The organism is Microbispora sp. NPDC046933, assembly GCF_040644635.1.
Classification (GTDB): Bacteria; Actinomycetota; Actinomycetes; order Streptosporangiales; family Streptosporangiaceae; genus Microbispora.
Genome location: NZ_JBEYWW010000021.1, coordinates 106,459 through 122,061 on the forward strand (window position 1 = coordinate 106,459; position 15,603 = coordinate 122,061).

Here is a 15,603-nt window from a genome sequence, read left to right on the forward strand (position 1 = left end):
TACGCGCCGGGTTGCGCGGCGGGCGGGCCGGTGCTGTCATCGGTCGAATGACGTTCCTGGACGCCCATCGCGTCGTGGACGCGGTCTGGAAGATGGAGTCCGCGAGGATCGTCGCCGGCCTCGTCCGGATGGTCGGCGACGTCGGCCTGGCGGAGGAGCTGGCGCAGGACGCGGTCCTCGCCGCGCTGGAGCAGTGGCCCGAGGCGGGCGTCCCCGACAACCCGGGCGCCTGGCTCATGGCCATCGCCAAGCGCCGTGCCGTCGACCACCTGCGCCGGGAGGAGCGGCGGGAACGCGGGCAGGAGTTGCTCGCCCACGATCTCGGCACCCGCCCGGACGACGGCGAGCGTGACGTGGACGACCTGGTGGACGCGCTCGACGGGGAGGTCGGCGACGACGTCCTCCGGCTGATGTTCGTCTCCTGCCACCCGGTGCTGTCCACCGAGGCCCGGGTCGCGCTCACGCTGCGGCTGATCGGCGGCCTGCGGACCGACGAGATCGCGCGGGCCTTCCTCGTCTCCGAGAGCGCGGTCGCCCAGCGGATCGTGCGGGCCAAGCGGGCGCTCTCCGACGCGCACGTCCCCTTCGAGGTCCCCTCGGGGCCGGAACGGGCCGCCCGGCTGTCGTCGGTGCTCGAAGTGATCTATCTCGTGTTCAACGAGGGATACGCGGCGACGGCGGGCGACGACCTGATGCGCCCGTCCCTCTGCCTGGAGGCGCTGCGCCTGGGCCGCGTCCTGGCCGAACTGACTCCGGACGAGGCCGAGGTGCACGGCCTGGTCGCGCTGATGGAACTGCAGCAGTCGCGGTCGGCCGCGCGTACCGGCCCCTCGGGGGAGCCCGTCGTGCTGCACGAGCAGAACCGGGGGCGCTGGGACCCGCTGCTCATCCGGCGCGGCTTCGCGGCGCTGCTGCGGGCGCGGCAGGCCGGCGGCCCCCTCGGCCCGTACGTGCTGCAGGCGGCCATCGCGGCCTGCCACGCGCGGGCCGCCACCCCGGAGGAGACCGACTGGCCGCAGATCGCGGCGCTCTACGAGGCCCTCGTGAGGGTGCTGCCGACGCCGGTCGTCCAGCTCAACCGCGCGGTCGCGCTCGCCATGGCCTACGGGCCGCGCGCCGGTCTCACGCTGGTGGACACGCTGACCGGCGAACCGGCGCTCAAGGGCTACCACCTGCTGCCCGCCGTACGCGGGGACCTGCTGGCCCGGCTCGGACGGCACGGCGAGGCCCGGGCGGAGTTTGAACGTGCGGCCTCCCTCACCCGCAACACCCCGGAACGGGCAGTGCTGCTGCGGCGCGCCGCGACCTGCGCCGAGGAGGCGACGGCGGAGGCCGCTGAGGCCGGTCGCGAGGAGGCGACGGAGGCCAGGCCCGCGAAGGCGATCGGTCAGCCGCCGGCCGGTCGGCGGGCGGCGGATGGGGACGTCACGCTCGGCAGGGCCATGGGGCTCTTCCTCGCCCGGCCCGATCTGCGCGCCGACACCGTCCGCTCCTACACCCAGACCCTGTCGCGGCTGTGCCGGCACCTCGGCGAGGACGTCCCGCTGCGGGACGTGACCTCCCACCGGGTCGCCGAGGTCTTCGCCGCGGCGTGGGGGACGGCGGCGGGCGCGACGTGGAACCGGCACCGCGCGGCGCTGCGGTCGTTCGCCTCGTGGGCGGCCGAGCGCGGCTGGGCCACCGCCGACCTCGCCGCCCCGCTCGACCGGCGACCCGAACCCCGCGCCCGCACCCGCCCCATCGACAGGTCGCGGCTGGAGAGCCTGTGGGAACGGCCGGACGTCCCGTTGCGCGAGCGCACGCTGTGGCTGCTGCTGTACGAGAGCGCGGCCCCGGCCGACTGGGCGCTCTCGCTCAACGTGGAGGACCTCGACCTGCCCGGCATGCGCGGCGAGGTGAAGGCCAGGCGGCATTGGCTGCGCTGGCAGTCCGGCACGGCCGCGCTCCTGCCCCTCCTCGTCGGCGACCGCCGCCGGGGCCCGCTGTTTCTCGCCGACCGCAGGCCGGGGCCGGGCCGCATGCCGGCGGCGGCCGACCTGTGCCCGCACACGGGCCGGGGCCGCCTGTCGTACGAGCGGGCGGAGTACCTGTTCAAACGGGCCACCAGGGACCTCGACCCGGAGGGAGGCGGCTACACGCTGCACCGCCTGCGTCACTCGCGCCTGGCCCACCTCGGCGAGGACGGCTGGTCGGCGCCGATGCTCATGTCCCTGTCCGGCCACGCCAGCGCCAGGACCCTGCACGGCTTCGTCAGAGTCCCGCGACCCGCGGATACCGTTGCCTGAGTGGGGAGGAAAGCGGCATATCTCAAGGACGTCCTGCTGTGGGCGGTCCTCGGCCTGCCGGCGCTGTGGGCGGGCCTCACGAACATCCTGGCCGACAGGTACACCTGGCCCGAGGTGACCGCCGGGCTGGCGGCCATCGGCGTCGCCGTCGCACTCGCCCGGCCCCGGCCGCTGGGGGCGATGCTCGTGACGGCCGCGCTGTGGGCGGGCTCGGTGGCCGTGCGGGGCGACCCCACCGTCTTCTTCCCGGCCCTGGTGGTGATGAGCTACCTGGCCGGGGTACGCATGGCCCGGGCCCGCCCCGCCCTGCTCGGACTGTCGGCCGCCGCGGTCGTCGCCGCCACCGTCGTCCCGCTCGTACGGTGGCTTCTCGCGGCGCAGTGGGATCTGGGCGCGTGGTTCTTCGCCGTCACGGGCATCGCACTGTTCGGACTCGTGCCGTGGCTCGCGGGCCACGCCAGGCACCAGAGCCTGGCCCTGACCAGGGCGGGCTGGGAGCGCGCCGGGCATCTGGAGCGCGAGCGCCGCATGCTCGCCGAGCAGGCGAGGCTGCGGGAGCGGGCGGCCATCGCGAGGGAGATGCACGACCTGCTCGGTCACGACCTGAGCCTGGTCGCGCTGCGAATCGGCGCCCTGGAGGTCGCCGCCGACCTGCCCGAGAGCCGGCGCCGGGCGGCGGGCGAGGCCCGCGAGGCGGTCACGGCCGCGGCGGAGCGCCTGCGTGACATCGTCGCCGTGCTCAGGGACGGCGACGATCCCGGCGACCCGGCACACAAGGAAACGGCACACGCAGGCACGGCGCACGGGGGCACGGAACACGGGGGCACGGAACACGGGGGCACGGAACACGGGGGCACCGCGGACGAGGATCCGTCCGAGGAGAGCGTGGGCGAACTGGTCCGGCGCGCCGGCGCCGCCGGCATGCCGGTCACGCTGCACGGTGCGCAGGAGGAGGCGCGGGTCCCCGCGCCGGTGCGCGCCACCGTGCGGCGGGTCGTCCGGGAGGGGCTGACCAACGCGGCCAAGCACGCGCCCGGCGCCCCGGTCACCGTACGGCTCGCGCACGCACCGGGCGAGGCCGTGGTCACCGTCGCCAACGCCGCACCGCGACGGCCCGGCCGCGGCGTGACGGGCGGATACGGACTGCGGGCGCTGGCGGAGCGGGTCCGGCTGCAGGGCGGGTCCCTGAGCGGCGGCCCCGCCGGCGGCGGATTCACCCTGACCGTACGGCTGCCGCACACCGCCGCCCGGCCCGCCGGTTCTTCGCCGGCCGAGTTCCCCGCCTCCCAGAACGCCGACAACCGTGAAACGGCGTCGCGGCCGGTGGACGTGGATCTGGCGCTGGCCCGGCGGCGGGTACGCCGTACGCGACTGGCCGCCGCGCTGGTCTCCCTCGGGGCGGCGGCCGGAGTGGCGGCGTTCGTGCTGGGGTTCATGGTCTACGAGGCGGCCACCTCCGTCCTGCCGCCGGCCGAGTTCGCCCGGCTGCGGGTCGGGCAGGCCGAGCGGGAGGTCGCGGCGGTGCTGCCGGCCAGGACCAGGATCGACGACCCGTCGTGGCCCGAGCCGCCGATCCCTCTCGGCGCGCGATGCCGCTACTACAGCACCAGCCCGGAGCCGTTCGGCGAGTTGAAGCTCTACCGGCTGTGCTTCGCCGGGGGCCGGCTGGTCGGCAAGGACTTCCTGCCCTGACCTGCGCGGGCTCGGAGACTTCCCGTGGTTCCGTAGCATCGACCCGTGGTTGACGGAACGGTGCACGCGATCCGGGTGGTCCTCGCCGACGACGAACCGGTGATCCGCGCCGGGGTCCGGGCGATCCTGGCGGCGGACCCGGGCATCGACGTGGTCGCCGAGGCCGCCGACGGGCGTGCGCTGGTGAACGCCGTCCTGGCGCACCGGCCCGACGTCGCGCTCGTCGACATCCGGATGCCCGGCCTGGACGGGCTGGCCGCCGCGGCCGAGGTGCGCAGGGCCGCCCCCGGCACCGCCGTGCTGATCATGACGTCCTTCGGCGAGGACGCCTACGTCGCCCGGGCGCTGGGCGACGGCGCGGCGGGGTTCCTGCTGAAGACCGGGGATCCGCGCGAATTTCCCCTCGGGGTGCGGGCGGCGGCCGAGGGCGGGGCGTACCTGTCGCCGCCGGTGGCCGCACGGGTCATCCGGGGACTCGCCGGCGACCGACTGTCGCGCGCGGCCGCGGCCCGCGAGCAGGTCGCGGCGCTGACCAACCGGGAGCGCGAGGTGCTCGCCCTGGTCGGCGAGGGCTTGTCGAACGCGGGCATCGCCGCCCGCCTGCACCTCGCCGAAGGCAGCGTGAAGACCTACGTGAGCACGATCATGGCCAAGCTGGGCGTGCCCAACCGGGTGCGGGCGGCGGTCATCGCCCACGAGGCGGGACTGGCGGGCGGGCGGTAGTCAGCACCGCCGACAGCGCCGGCCGCCGCCGCATCGCGGAGACCAGGGTGGTCGCCGGGTTCCGCAGGGCCAGCAGGACCAGCGGCGCGATCAGCGCGCCGAACAGCAGCCCCGCCGCCACGTCGTGGGGGTAGTGGACGCCGACGAAGACCCTGGAGAACGCCTCCAGCAGCGCGAGCGCCGGTGCCGCCACCGCCATGCCACGCCACAGGGCGACCAGCGCGACGGCCGCCGCCGCGGCGAAGGTCGCGTGGTTGCTCGGCAGCGACCAGTCGCCGTACGGCGGGCAGTGCGCCACGGTGACCACGTCGGTCATGTCCCAGCAGGGGCGGCGCAGCCGCAGGAGGCTCTTGACGCCCTCACTCGCGAGGTAGGCGGTCACCACCGCGACCGGTGCGAGCAGGGCGAGCGCCATCCTGCGGTCGTCCTCTCGCCGCGCCCGCCACCAGCCGAAGACGAGGAACGCGAAGAGGATCGCGGGGACGGCGTCCGTCGCGATCTCCGCCGCGTCGCGCACCCATGCCGGGGTGTGCAGGGCGAACGCGGTGACCTCCCGATACCACTCGGCGCTGATGTCCGGGACGTCCTCGATCTCGTTGCCCACCGGTTCCCCTCCGTGCTGCGTCCTGCCGGTCCGTCCGGCCCCTCGACCCTAGGAACCGGACGGACGGCGGGCAGTCGCGGAAAGTCGCCGGTGACCATTCACTTTGGTCAATGTTTCGCCGGGACGGCCTGCCTCCGGCGGGTGAACCACGCGTACGCCAGGGCGGCGCCGCCGACCAGCAGCGGCCAGACGAGGTAGACCCCCGACGCGGCGACCAGCAGGGCGACCGCCACGAGCGCGAGCAGGGCGGCGGCCCTGGCCCGGCCGCGCGGCAGCAGCCGGATGGCGGCCGCCACGCCGATCGCGTAGACCACCACGAACGACCCGTTGGTCATCAGCACCAGCGGACGGATGCCCGTCCCCGCCGCGTACACGACGGCGAGCGCCAGGAAGGACAGCACGGCGACGACCGCGAGGCTGCGCCGGGGCACCTCCCCGGCGACGCTGCCGCGGGAGAGCCAGCCGGGCAGGGCGCCGTCGCGGCCGAGGGCCGCGCCGAGCTTGGCCGCCCCGGCCCAGTACGCGTTCATCGCGCCGAGCGTCAGCAGCAGCGCGGCCACGGCGGCGAGCAGCCGGGCGTTGCCGCCGAGGCCGAGGGCCAGCAGGTCGCCGAGGGGCGCCCGCGCGCCTCCGGCGGCCGGGCCGAGGACGGCGACGGTGGCGAAGGCGACCGACAGGTACAGCACGCCGACCAGCACGACGGCGGCCGCGGCGGCCCTGGGCAGGTCCCTGGCGGGCCTGCGGAAGTCGGCGGCGAGATGGGTGATCGCCTCCCAGCCGGCGAAGCTCCACACCAGCAGGGCCGCCGCCGGGGCGATGGCCGCCCAGCCGTGCGGGGCGAACGGCCGCAGGTTGGCCACGTCGGCGTGCGGGAGCGACAGCGCGACGGCGACCACGAGCAGCGCGACCAGCAGCCCGGCCAGCCCGAGCTGCACCCGGCCGGTCACCCGCAGACCCGAGGCGTTCGACACGGTCACGATCACCATCAGCCCCGCCGCCGTCAGCGTCGCGGTGCCGGTCCCGCCGCCCACCGCCGCGGCGACGTACTCGCCGCCGAACAGCGCGGCGGCGGCGGCGCTCGGCGGGATCGCGAAGTAGAAGCACCAGCCGACGACGACGGCGGCCCGGTCCCCGAAGGCGAGGCGGGCGTAGGTCGACACGCCGCCGGAGTCCGGGTGGCGCGCGCCGAGCGCGGCGAACGCCGCGGCCAGCGGGGCGGACAGCACGACCAGGCCGAGCCAGGCCAGCAGCGACGCCGGCCCGGCCGCCTGGGCCGCGAGCGCGGGCAGGGCGATGACGCCCGTGCCGAGCACCGCGCCGACGTACATGGCGGCGCCCTGGGCCGCCGTGAGGCGGCCCGCCGGTGTAGTAACGCGTGCGGCAGCCGGTGTGACGGCAGGGGTGACGCTGGTGCGAGCCATGCGCGTTCACCTTCCACTCAGGGGAGTGGCCGGCCGGGGATTCCCGGCCGGCCCAGGTAGGGGAGCTGTCTCAGGCGGTGGTGCTGAACTCGAGGCCGGCGGGCAGGTCGGAACGGCGGGTGACGTTGAGCTTGCGGTAGATCCTGGTCAGGTGCTGCTCGACCGTGCTGACCGTGATGTACAGCTTGTCGGCGATCTCGCGGTTGGTGTATCCGACCGCGGCGAGCGAGGCCACCCTGCGCTCGGCTTCGCTCAGCGTCCCCGGGCCGCTCTCCGTGCGGGGCGGCTCGGCCGGCTGCCCGGGACCGCCCTGGGTGAGCGCGTTGACCAGCGGGGCGGCCTCGCACTCCTCCGCGATCCGCTGCGCCTGCCTGGCGACCGTACGGGCGCGGCGCAGCTCCCCCACCGCCTGGTAGGCGTCGGCCAGGTCGGCCAGGGCCCGGGCCAGCTCGTACTGGTCGCCGCTCGCCTGGAGCATGTCGGCGGCGCGGCGCAGCAGCGGGGGACGCTGCCGGGGCTCGCTCGCGGCGGCGGTCAGCCGCAGACCGGTCCCGCGGGCGCGGACCGGGCCGGGGGCGCAGCGGGCCACGTGCTCGTCCAGCAGCGGCCGGGCACGCTCCGGGCGGCCCATGCCGATCAGCGCCTCGGCCGCGCCCGTCCGCCAGGAGACCAGGCCGGGCGTGTCGAGGCTCCAGGAGCCCATCAGCTCGCCGCAGGTCTGGAAGTCGCGCAGCGCCATCCCGAGGTCGCCGGTCGCCAGGTGGTAGCGGCCCCGCGCGTTCAGGTAGTGCAGGCCGTACCGGGTCTGGAGCATGGCCTCGGGCACCGGCTGGTTCACCAGCTGCACGGCCTCGTCCAGCCGGCCCATCGCGGTCACCGCCGTCAGCAGCACCGACATCGGACCGCCGACCGCGACCCCCCAGCTCGTCGGCGGGATGAGCCGTACGGCCATCTGGGCCAGGCTCTCGGCGCCTTCCAGGTCGCCCTGCCGCAGGCTGATCTCGGCGCGCAGCGCCGCGAGGCGGGCCTGCCTGCTGGGGGCCCGGCGGCTGGCGGCCTCCTCGAAGAACAGGTCGCACCAGGGCGCGGCCAGGTCGGGCCGCTCGCCGTAGATCAGCGCGAGCAGGGCGCACTCGACGGCGTCCATCGACATGTCGTCGAGGCGGGAGCCGCGCAGGATGCGCTCCACGTCGGCCAGCGTCTGCGGGTGCGGGCCCTTGGTCAGCACCGCCGCGAGCGCGGTGGCGGCCTCCAGCCGGCCGATGACCGGCGCGGACGGCGGCGCCTGCGTGCTCATGTCGGTGACCCTCGGGATGTGCGCCAGGAACGGCGTGTAGGAGCAGCGCAGCCACGGCCGGGCGGCGCGGATCTCGGCCACGGTCTCCGCGTCCATGATCGAGCCGATCCTGCCCAGGTGGTCGAGCACGTCGCGGGCGTCGTCGAAGCGGCCGTGCCACAGCAGCGCCTTGGCCAGCACGACCGCGTCGGAGCCGCGCAGGTGGCCGCGGTGCATGGCGTCGGTGAGCTCGTCGAGGTGGGCCGCCGGGGCGCTCGGGTTGAGCCGCCACTCCGCCCGCACCAGCGTCGTCTTGATGGTGGCCCTGCGCTGGTCGTCGGTGCACGCGCCGTCGGCCAGCCGCAGGTAGTCGACGGCGGGCTCGACCCGTCCCTCGCCGAGCGCCTGCCGGGCCGCCTCCTCCAGGATCGGTACGGCCCAGGGCCCACCATTGTGCTGGGCGGCCAGCAGGTGCTCGGCGATCACGGCGGCCGGGGCGCCCTGGCCGTACGCCAGCTCGGCGGCCCTGCGGTGCAGGTCGGTCCGCTCGTGCCGGTCCAGGTCGGCGAGCACGGCCGCGCGCGCCTGGGGGTGGCGCAGGTGCAGGTCGGCGCCGACCAGCCCGGCGTTGTGCAGCGCGTTGAGCGCCTGGACGACGGTTCCGGCGTCGAGGTCGAGCAGCCGGTCGAGGTGACCGGGGTCGCCGGCGACCGCCAGGCCTCGCGCGACGCGGGCGGCGAGCGGGTGCCCGCGACGCAGGCACGACTGCACCGCCTGGCGGTAGGCGTCGCCCGCGAGGATCTCGTCGGGCCCCGCATCCGTGTCACTGCCGACCGGGGCGCCCCGGGTGCCGGCCGCGGTGTCGGCCACGGTGCCGGCCGCGGTGTCGGCCGCGGCGAGGTGGTCCTCGACGAGCGCGCCCACGAGCAGCGGGTTGCCGCCGCTGACCGCGTGCCAGTCCGCGGCGAACCGCCGGGCGACGTCGTCGCCCACGATGTCGGCGGCCATGATCTCGACGCCCTCGCGGGACAGGGCCGACAGCGGGAGGCGGCGGCAGTGCGGCTGGCGCAGCAGTTCGGTCTGGAACAGCGACGGGGCGTTCCACGTCTCCTCCGACTGGCTGAAGATCGCCAGGATGTGGGCGAAGCGCAGCCTGCGGGCGAGGTAGGCCAGGCAGAGCTGCGAGGCGCGGTCGGCGTGCTGGATGTCGTCCACCACGATCATGAGCGGGTGCCGCTCGGCGAGTTCGAGCAGCACCATGCACAGGGCGTGCACGATGTGGGCGTCCACCTGGTCGACGTAGTCGGCCAGCGGGTCGGCCGACATGGCGCAGCGGGCGCCCTCGTGCAGCAGGTTGCGGGTGCGCTCCTCCTCGTCCGGGGTGAGCGGCGCGTTGTGCAGGATCTGCGACAGCACGGCCAGCGCCAGCCCCGACTCCGCCTGCGAGCAGGTCGCGGTCAGCGGCAGCGCGCCGTGCTCAAGCGCGTCCTCGACCAAAGTGTTGAGCAGCGCGGTCTTCCCCGTCGCGACGGGCCCGCCGACGATCGCGATCTTTCCTCTTCCGGTGACGGCGTCGGCCAGCATGTCCTCAAGGGAGGCCAACACCTCTTCCCGCTCCACCAGGGCCATAATGAGCCTCCCGAATTCCGTTCGATGTTCGGCCGCGCGGCCGGGTTTCACAATTGTCGTGACTTCAGTAAAGGTCGTTAGTTGAGAGGTCTTCAGCCGACCAGCGTCATTCGCGCGGAAACGGCCTCGCCGGCCCGCTCCCCCGCGCCTTCCGCGCCCGTTTCGCCCGCGCGGGCCAGCGCCGAGCGGACGGCCGCGAACGACGCGGCGACCACGTTGCGGTCGAGGCCCACCCCCCAGACCTGCCGCCCGTCGATCACGCACTCGGCGTAGACCGCGACCTCCCCGTCCTCCGCGCTCCCGGCCGCGGCCTCCACGCCGGTGCGGTGGACCATCTGCACGTCCACGTTCCAGACCGCCAGCCGGGCGCCCAGAGTGCGGATGGCGTCGGCCCGCGGCCCGGCGACGTCGAAGCGTGCGCCGTCGACGTACAACGTGGTCTGCAGCGGCCGGCCGCCGAGCCCGAGCGGCACGGTGATCTCGGTCCGTGACAGGTACTCCTCGTCGAACAGGTCGCGGACGACGGCCGGGGTGATCTCCCCGCCGGAGCCGTCCGCGTGGGCCTGCACGACGCGGGCGAACTCGGCCTGCAGGCCCTTGGGCAGGTTCAGCCCGTGCCAGGCGCTCAGGATGTAGGCCACGCCGCCCTTGCCCGACTGGCTGTTGATGCGCACCACCGCCTCGTACGTGCGGCCGACGTCCTTGGGGTCGATCGGCAGGTACGGCATGCGCCACGGCAGGTCGTCCACGCTCACGCCGGCCTCGCCGGCCTCCACGGCCAGCGCGTCGAAGCCCTTCTTGATGGCGTCCTGGTGGGAGCCGGAGAAGGCCGTGTAGACGAGGTCGCCGCCGTACGGGTGGCGGGGGCTGACCTGCATCTCGTTGCAGTACTCGACGGTGCGGCGGATCTCGGTGATGTCGGAGAAGTCGATGCCGGGGTCGACGCCGTGGGTGTACATGTTCAGGCCGAGCGTGACCAGGCAGACGTTGCCGGCCCGCTCGCCGTTGCCGAACAGGCAGCCCTCGATCCGCTGGGCGCCGGCCAGCAGCGCCAGCTCGGAGGCGGCCACGCCGGTGCCCCGGTCGTTGTGCGGGTGGATCGACAGGCAGACGTGCTCGCGGCGGGACAGGTTGCGGTCGAGCCACTCGATCTGGTCGGCGAAGACGTGCGGGAGCGACCGCTCCACCGTGGTCGGGAAGTTGAGGATGATCTCCCGGCCCTCCTCCGGCTGCCACACGTCCATGACCGCCTCGCAGACCTCGAGGGCGAACTCGGGCTCGGTCTCGTTGAACAGCTCGGGCGAATACTGGAACCCCAGGTCGCAGTCGCCCAGGGTCGCCTCGGCGTACTTCATCATCAGGCGGGTGCCCTCGACGGCGAGGTCCCTGCACTCGTCGCGGGTCATGCCGAAGACCACCCGGCGGAAGAGCGGGGCCGTCGCGTTGTAGAGGTGGATGTTGGCCCGGGGCGCGCCGGCCAGGCTCTCCACGGTCCGCCGGATCAGCTCGTCCCGCGCCTGCACCAGAACCGAGATCCGCACGTCGTCGGGGATCCGGTCCTGCTCGATGAGCATGCGCACGAAGTCGTGGTCGTCCTGGCTCGCCACCGGGAACCCGACCTCGATCTCCTTGTAGCCCATCCGTACGAGCAGGTCGAACATCGCGAGCTTGCGCTCCGGGCTCATCGGGTTGACCAGCGACTGGTTGCCGTCGCGCAGGTCGGTGGACAGCCATCGCGGGGCGGCCTCGATCATCCGGTCCGGCCAACGCCGGTCCGCGAGGCGGACGGGGGTGAAGGCCGAGTAACGGGAAGGAGAGCTGCTCATGAGGAATTCCTTTCTCATCGGCGACCATGTCACCGAATTCGCGACCGACCGTTTTGCGAAAAGCTGTCCGCGAATCGCGCCGACTTCCTTCCGGAAGGCCGTCCTAATTGCTGGTGATTCGCTGACCGGCACGTTGCCGAACCTACAAGCGCGCTGGTCAAGGGGCAAGGAAGAAGCAACTAGAGTGCGGCCGCCATCACCCGGACGATCGGTAGGGGTATCGAAAGTTGTAGTTCCGGTACAACCTCCCGGGCGGCCCCCTTAACGACCCCCTGAATCGGACACATACTCCGGGTCATGTCGATCAGCAGAGCAGCATTCCCGGCAATTTCGATTTCGCCTTTCCGAATCCTCGGAATGTGCGTGACCGAGGCGCGCCCGTCCGTTCTGGCCATCTTCTTCCTGCGGTTCGCCGCCGGCGCGGCCCTGGACGCCGGCCTCGTCCCCGCCGACCCGTTCCGCCTCGTGGCGGGGGCCCTGGTGTGGCAGTGCGCGATCTTCTTCGTCTACCTGTTCAACGGCGTGACGGACGTGCGGGAGGACCGCGTGAACGGCTCGCGCCGGCCGATCGCCCGCGGCGACCTCGACCCCGAGCTGGCCCGGATCATCGCCTGGGCCGCCGCCGCGGCCGCCCTGCTCGGCGCGCTGCTGCTCGGCGGAGCGATGATCTGGCTGGTCACGACGGTGCTGGTGCTCGGCTACCTCTACTCGGCGCCGCCCTTCCAGCTCAAGAAGTGGTCCAGCGCCACGGTCGTGGTCGGCGGCGTGGCCGGGCTGCTCTCCTACTGCGCGGGCTACACCTCGTGCGGGACCGGCCCGGCCGGGCGCGATGTGATCGCGCTGCCCGCGTTCGCCGTCGCGGCCTCGCTGTGGATGGGCCTGGTCGGCACCCCGGCGAAGGACCTGCCCGACATCGCGGGCGACCGCTCAGCCGGGCGCGCGACGTTCGCGGTGAGCCGCGGAGAATGGCCGGTCAGGCTGCTGTTGTCGGCGGTCGCCGCCTCCGTCGCGCTCGCTTTCTGCGCCGTCGCGCTGCTATTGCGGGTGCCGCTCGGCATGGCGCCGGCCGCGATGCTCACCGGCGCCGCGCTGCTCGCCCTCGTCACCCTTACTCCGCTTTCCCGGGGGTCCCGGGTGCGCCGCCGCCTGCCCTACCGGGCGTTCATGACGACGCAATACGCCGTGCATTTGGCTGTTCTTCTCCCGCTGGTGTCACAATTCTTATTGTCTGGGCGTGCGGCTTAGTCCAGGATGGAGGGCACTCGTCCGCTTCCTCTCGGAGGGTCCATTGGCGGGAGATGGAGAACTGGGACCGGCGGTCCCGGACTTCGAGGGTTTCCTCGAAGCGCATCGCTCCGAGATTCTGGAAGCGTACGCACGGAACCTGGCGGCACTGGACAGCCCGATCAGCCGCGACCCGATCGCCCTGCGGCAGGCGCTGGCGAACGCCGAGCAGATCCTCGACGACGTCGCGGAGACGCTGCGGGCCGGCACCATCAGGGTGGGCGACTCCCACAAGATGATCGCGTGGGAGGTGGGGGCGACCAGGGCGGCGAGCGGGGTTCATCCGGACGAGTCGCTCCGCGCGGCGTCGGTGTGGTTCCAGGCGGTCGTGACCTGCCTGCTGGAGCGCATGCCCGGCGACGCCGAGTCGATGCGGCTGCTCACGCTGGTCGTGCTCGGGCTGGAGCGCAGCATCACGACACGGATCAGGGAGGCCTCGGCCAGCTACTCCAGTTTCCTGCTGGACAAGGTCCACGAGGCCCAGGTCGAGGAGCGCCGCCGGATCGCCCGCGAACTGCACGACCGGCTCGGGCACGGCCTCAGCGTCGCCCACCGGCAACTGGAGCTGTACGACCTGCACCGGGCGAGCAAGCCGGCGACGGCGACCGCCAAGGTGGAGACCGCCCAGCAGGCCATCCTGGAGACCATGCAGAACCTGCGTGCGGTCACCAGCGACCTGCACCCGCAGGAGCCGCTCAACAGCCTGGAGAAGGCCCTGCTGTACTACCTCGAGACCGTGGACATGGACGAGGTGGACATCCGGCTGCGGGTCAGCGGGGACGAGACGTGGGCCTCCCCCGCCGTGCGCGACGAGTCCTTCCTCATCCTGCGTGAGGCGACCAGGAACGCGCTCAAGCACGGCAACCCCGCCAAGGTGCTGATCCGGATCGACTTCGCCCCCCACGAACTGCGGGCGTCGGTGGAGGACGACGGCATGGGCTTCGCCGAAGGAAGCGGCCGGTCGGACGGGGTGGGCCTGATGTCGATGCAGGAACGGGCCGAGATCATCGGAGGGACGACCACTATCACCAGCAGGCCGGGCCACGGCACCCACGTCGAACTGTACGTGCCCTTCGCAGGGCTAACCGCATGACCGGATCGGACAACATGATCAGTATCGCCGTCATCGACGACCACGCGCTGTTCCGGGAGGGCCTGCGCGAGATCCTGGAGGCCCAGGAGGACTTCGAGGTCGTCGGCGAGGCGGGCGACTCCGACGGGGCGGTGGCCCTGGTCGAGCGGGAGCGGCCCGACGTGGTCCTCCTCGACGTCGAGATCCCCGGCGACGACGCCACGCAGACCGTGACTCGCATGCGCGCGATCTCGCCCGAGTCGCAGATCATCATCCTCAGCATGTACGACGGCCCGCAGCTGCTGAGCCGCCTGCTGGCGGCGGGCATCCGCGGCTACCTGCTCAAGAGCGTGCACCGCCAGGAGCTGGTCTCGGCCGTCAGGAGCGTCAGGAACGAGCCCGACCGGCTCGTGCTCGCCGTCTCGCGCGACTCCTTCGCGCAGGTGCAGGGGGGCGGATCGAAGGTGGTGCTGACCGACAGGGAGCGGGAGATCCTCGAACTCGCCGCCCAGGCGCTCAGCAACTACCAGATCGCCACCCGGCTCACGCTCACCGAGGCGACGATCAAGCGGCACCTGCACAACATCTTCACCAAGCTCGGCGCGGTCTCCCGGATCGACGCGGTCAACAAGGCGCTGGCCGCCTCGCTCATCTCGCCGCGACGCGACCAGCCGACGCCCCGCCCCCGCCCGAACCCCCCGGGCCTGCGGGGGCAGCGCTCCTTCCCCTGAGCCCCAGTGGCTCCTCTCAAGGGAACTCAGTCCTCCCGCAGGGGGAACGTCCTGGCGAGGCGGGCCTTGACCGGCTCGGGCAGCAGGATGCCGGTCGCGGTGAGGTTCATCTCCAGGTGGACCAGGTCGCGCGTGCTCGGCACCGGCACGATGTCGTCGCCCTGCGCCAGCAGCCAGGCGATGGCCAGCCGCCCCATGCCGACGTCCATCTCGGACGCCACCCGCTGGGCGTCGCGCAGCCGCAGCAGCTCGGCTTCCAGGTTCTCCGGCGAGAAACGCGGGTCCCGGCGGCGTACGTCGCCCGGGCCGAGCTGGACCGGCGAGGTGATCCTGCCGGTCAGGAAGCCCCGGCCGAGCGGCCTGCCGGCGATGACGCCCATCCCCAGCTCGCGTGCCACCGGCAGCAGCTCCCGCTCGGCCCGGCGCCGCCACAGGGAGTACTCCACCGCGACGGCGGTGACGGGCCGCGCCGCGTGCGCGCGCCGCAACCGGTTTCCGTCCAGCCCGCGAACGCCGATGTGCGCGATCTTCCCGGCGTCCTGGAGACGGCCGGCCACGCCCATCGTCTCCTCGATCGGCGCGCCGGCGGCGCCGGGGTCCACCACGAACAGGTCGATCCGCTCGATCCCCAGGCGGGACAGCGACGCGTCGCAGGCGCGGACGAGGTCCTCGGGACGGGACACGCAGCCCCGCGTCTCCCATCGGGCCGAACCGTCCCCTCGAACCGCACCGTCCCACCGAACCGAACCGTCCGATCGAGCCGAACCGTACCCTCGAACCGCACCGGGGCCGGCCGCGATCAGGGCCTCGTCGCGCCGGTGGGCGACGGCCTTGCCGACCAGGCGCTCGGCCTCGCCGTCGCCGTCGATCAGGTCGATCAGCGACACGCCGCCGTCGAGCGCGCGCCGGACGACCCGCATCGCCTCGTCGGGGTCCGCCGGGCCGTACGCGCCGGTCAGCGCTGTGCAGCCGAGCCCGAGGCTCGCGGAGACGAGACCCTGCCCGCCGAGGCTCACGCGCCGCATGACGCCGCCCCCGACCGGCGTGGCCGTGACCGTTT

General features: G+C 73.7%; 11 protein-coding genes. 6 read left to right on the forward strand and 5 right to left on the reverse strand.

Annotation, left to right across the window (positions count from 1 at the left end; genetic code table 11):
* Nucleotides 1–47: 47 nt before the first annotated feature.
* The 3 genes from ABZ857_RS26615 to ABZ857_RS26625 are packed head-to-tail and all read left to right on the forward strand — an operon-like array spanning nucleotide 48 to nucleotide 4,700.
* Complete coding sequence (locus ABZ857_RS26615; RefSeq protein WP_357047335.1) at nucleotides 48–2,285, forward strand: DUF6596 domain-containing protein; 2,238 nt, start codon at nucleotides 48–50, stop codon at nucleotides 2,283–2,285.
* Nucleotides 2,286–3,977, forward strand: a complete 1,692-nt coding sequence (locus ABZ857_RS26620; RefSeq protein ID WP_357047337.1) for a histidine kinase — start codon at nucleotides 2,286–2,288, stop codon at nucleotides 3,975–3,977.
* A 45-nt stretch (nucleotides 3,978–4,022) separates the two neighbouring features.
* Entirely contained in the window at nucleotides 4,023–4,700 is a 678-nt protein-coding gene (locus tag ABZ857_RS26625) for a response regulator transcription factor (RefSeq protein ID WP_357047340.1), read from the forward strand.
* On the opposite strand, the gene ABZ857_RS26630 is transcribed toward ABZ857_RS26625, so the two are convergent.
* The 4 genes from ABZ857_RS26630 to leuA all read right to left on the reverse strand — a co-directional run bounded on the left by ABZ857_RS26630 (nucleotide 4,663) and on the right by leuA (nucleotide 11,456).
* Entirely contained in the window at nucleotides 4,663–5,304 is a 642-nt protein-coding gene (locus ABZ857_RS26630; RefSeq protein WP_357047343.1) for a phosphatase PAP2 family protein, read from the reverse strand. The genes ABZ857_RS26625 and ABZ857_RS26630 overlap by 38 nt on opposite strands.
* A 107-nt stretch (nucleotides 5,305–5,411) precedes the next feature.
* Nucleotides 5,412–6,725: an APC family permease gene (locus ABZ857_RS26635; RefSeq protein ID WP_357047346.1), complete on the reverse strand. Its 1,314-nt coding sequence runs from the start codon at nucleotides 6,723–6,725 to the stop codon at nucleotides 5,412–5,414.
* Nucleotides 6,726–6,795: 70 nt separating this feature from the next.
* Nucleotides 6,796–9,630 carry an AAA family ATPase gene (locus tag ABZ857_RS26640; protein WP_357047349.1) on the reverse strand — a complete coding sequence of 945 codons (2,835 nt, stop codon included), beginning with the start codon at nucleotides 9,628–9,630 and terminating at the stop codon, nucleotides 6,796–6,798.
* 92 nt (nucleotides 9,631–9,722) lie between these two features.
* On the reverse strand, nucleotides 9,723–11,456 hold the full coding sequence (gene leuA / locus ABZ857_RS26645; protein ID WP_357047351.1) for a 2-isopropylmalate synthase: 1,734 nt from the start codon (nucleotides 11,454–11,456) through the stop codon (nucleotides 9,723–9,725).
* A 363-nt stretch (nucleotides 11,457–11,819) separates the two neighbouring features.
* Here leuA and ABZ857_RS26650 point away from each other — a divergent pair, with 363 nt between their 5' ends.
* From ABZ857_RS26650 to ABZ857_RS26660, 3 genes are read left to right on the forward strand one after another with little or no spacing between them, the layout of a single operon-like run.
* Nucleotides 11,820–12,701, forward strand: coding sequence for a UbiA family prenyltransferase (locus ABZ857_RS26650; protein WP_357047354.1), 882 nt, complete (start codon nucleotides 11,820–11,822; stop codon nucleotides 12,699–12,701).
* 43 nt (nucleotides 12,702–12,744) lie between these two features.
* Nucleotides 12,745–13,833, forward strand: a complete 1,089-nt coding sequence (locus ABZ857_RS26655) for a histidine kinase (RefSeq protein ID WP_357047356.1) — start codon at nucleotides 12,745–12,747, stop codon at nucleotides 13,831–13,833.
* Nucleotides 13,830–14,543, forward strand: coding sequence for a response regulator transcription factor (locus ABZ857_RS26660; protein ID WP_357047359.1), 714 nt, complete (start codon nucleotides 13,830–13,832; stop codon nucleotides 14,541–14,543). The genes ABZ857_RS26655 and ABZ857_RS26660 overlap by 4 nt, the downstream gene beginning before the upstream one ends.
* A 26-nt stretch (nucleotides 14,544–14,569) precedes the next feature.
* Here ABZ857_RS26660 and ABZ857_RS26665 read toward each other — a convergent pair whose 3' ends face one another.
* Complete coding sequence (locus ABZ857_RS26665) at nucleotides 14,570–15,568, reverse strand: aldo/keto reductase (protein WP_357047362.1); 999 nt, start codon at nucleotides 15,566–15,568, stop codon at nucleotides 14,570–14,572.
* Between the last annotated feature and the right edge of the window lie 35 nt (nucleotides 15,569–15,603).

Bases quoted from the DNA above. Each gene is read 5' to 3' on its own strand.
- ABZ857_RS26615 (WP_357047335.1), top strand. From the start codon at position 48: ATGACGTTCCTGGACGCCCATCGCGTCGTGGACGCGGTCTGGAAGATG.
- ABZ857_RS26635 (WP_357047346.1), bottom strand. From the start codon at position 6,725: ATGGCTCGCACCAGCGTCACCCCTGCCGTCACACCGGCTGCCGCACGC.
- ABZ857_RS26640 (WP_357047349.1), bottom strand. From the start codon at position 9,630: ATGGCCCTGGTGGAGCGGGAAGAGGTGTTGGCCTCCCTTGAGGACATG.
- leuA (WP_357047351.1), bottom strand. From the start codon at position 11,456: ATGAGCAGCTCTCCTTCCCGTTACTCGGCCTTCACCCCCGTCCGCCTC.
- ABZ857_RS26660 (WP_357047359.1), top strand. From the start codon at position 13,830: ATGACCGGATCGGACAACATGATCAGTATCGCCGTCATCGACGACCAC.
- ABZ857_RS26665 (WP_357047362.1), bottom strand. From the start codon at position 15,568: ATGCGGCGCGTGAGCCTCGGCGGGCAGGGTCTCGTCTCCGCGAGCCTC.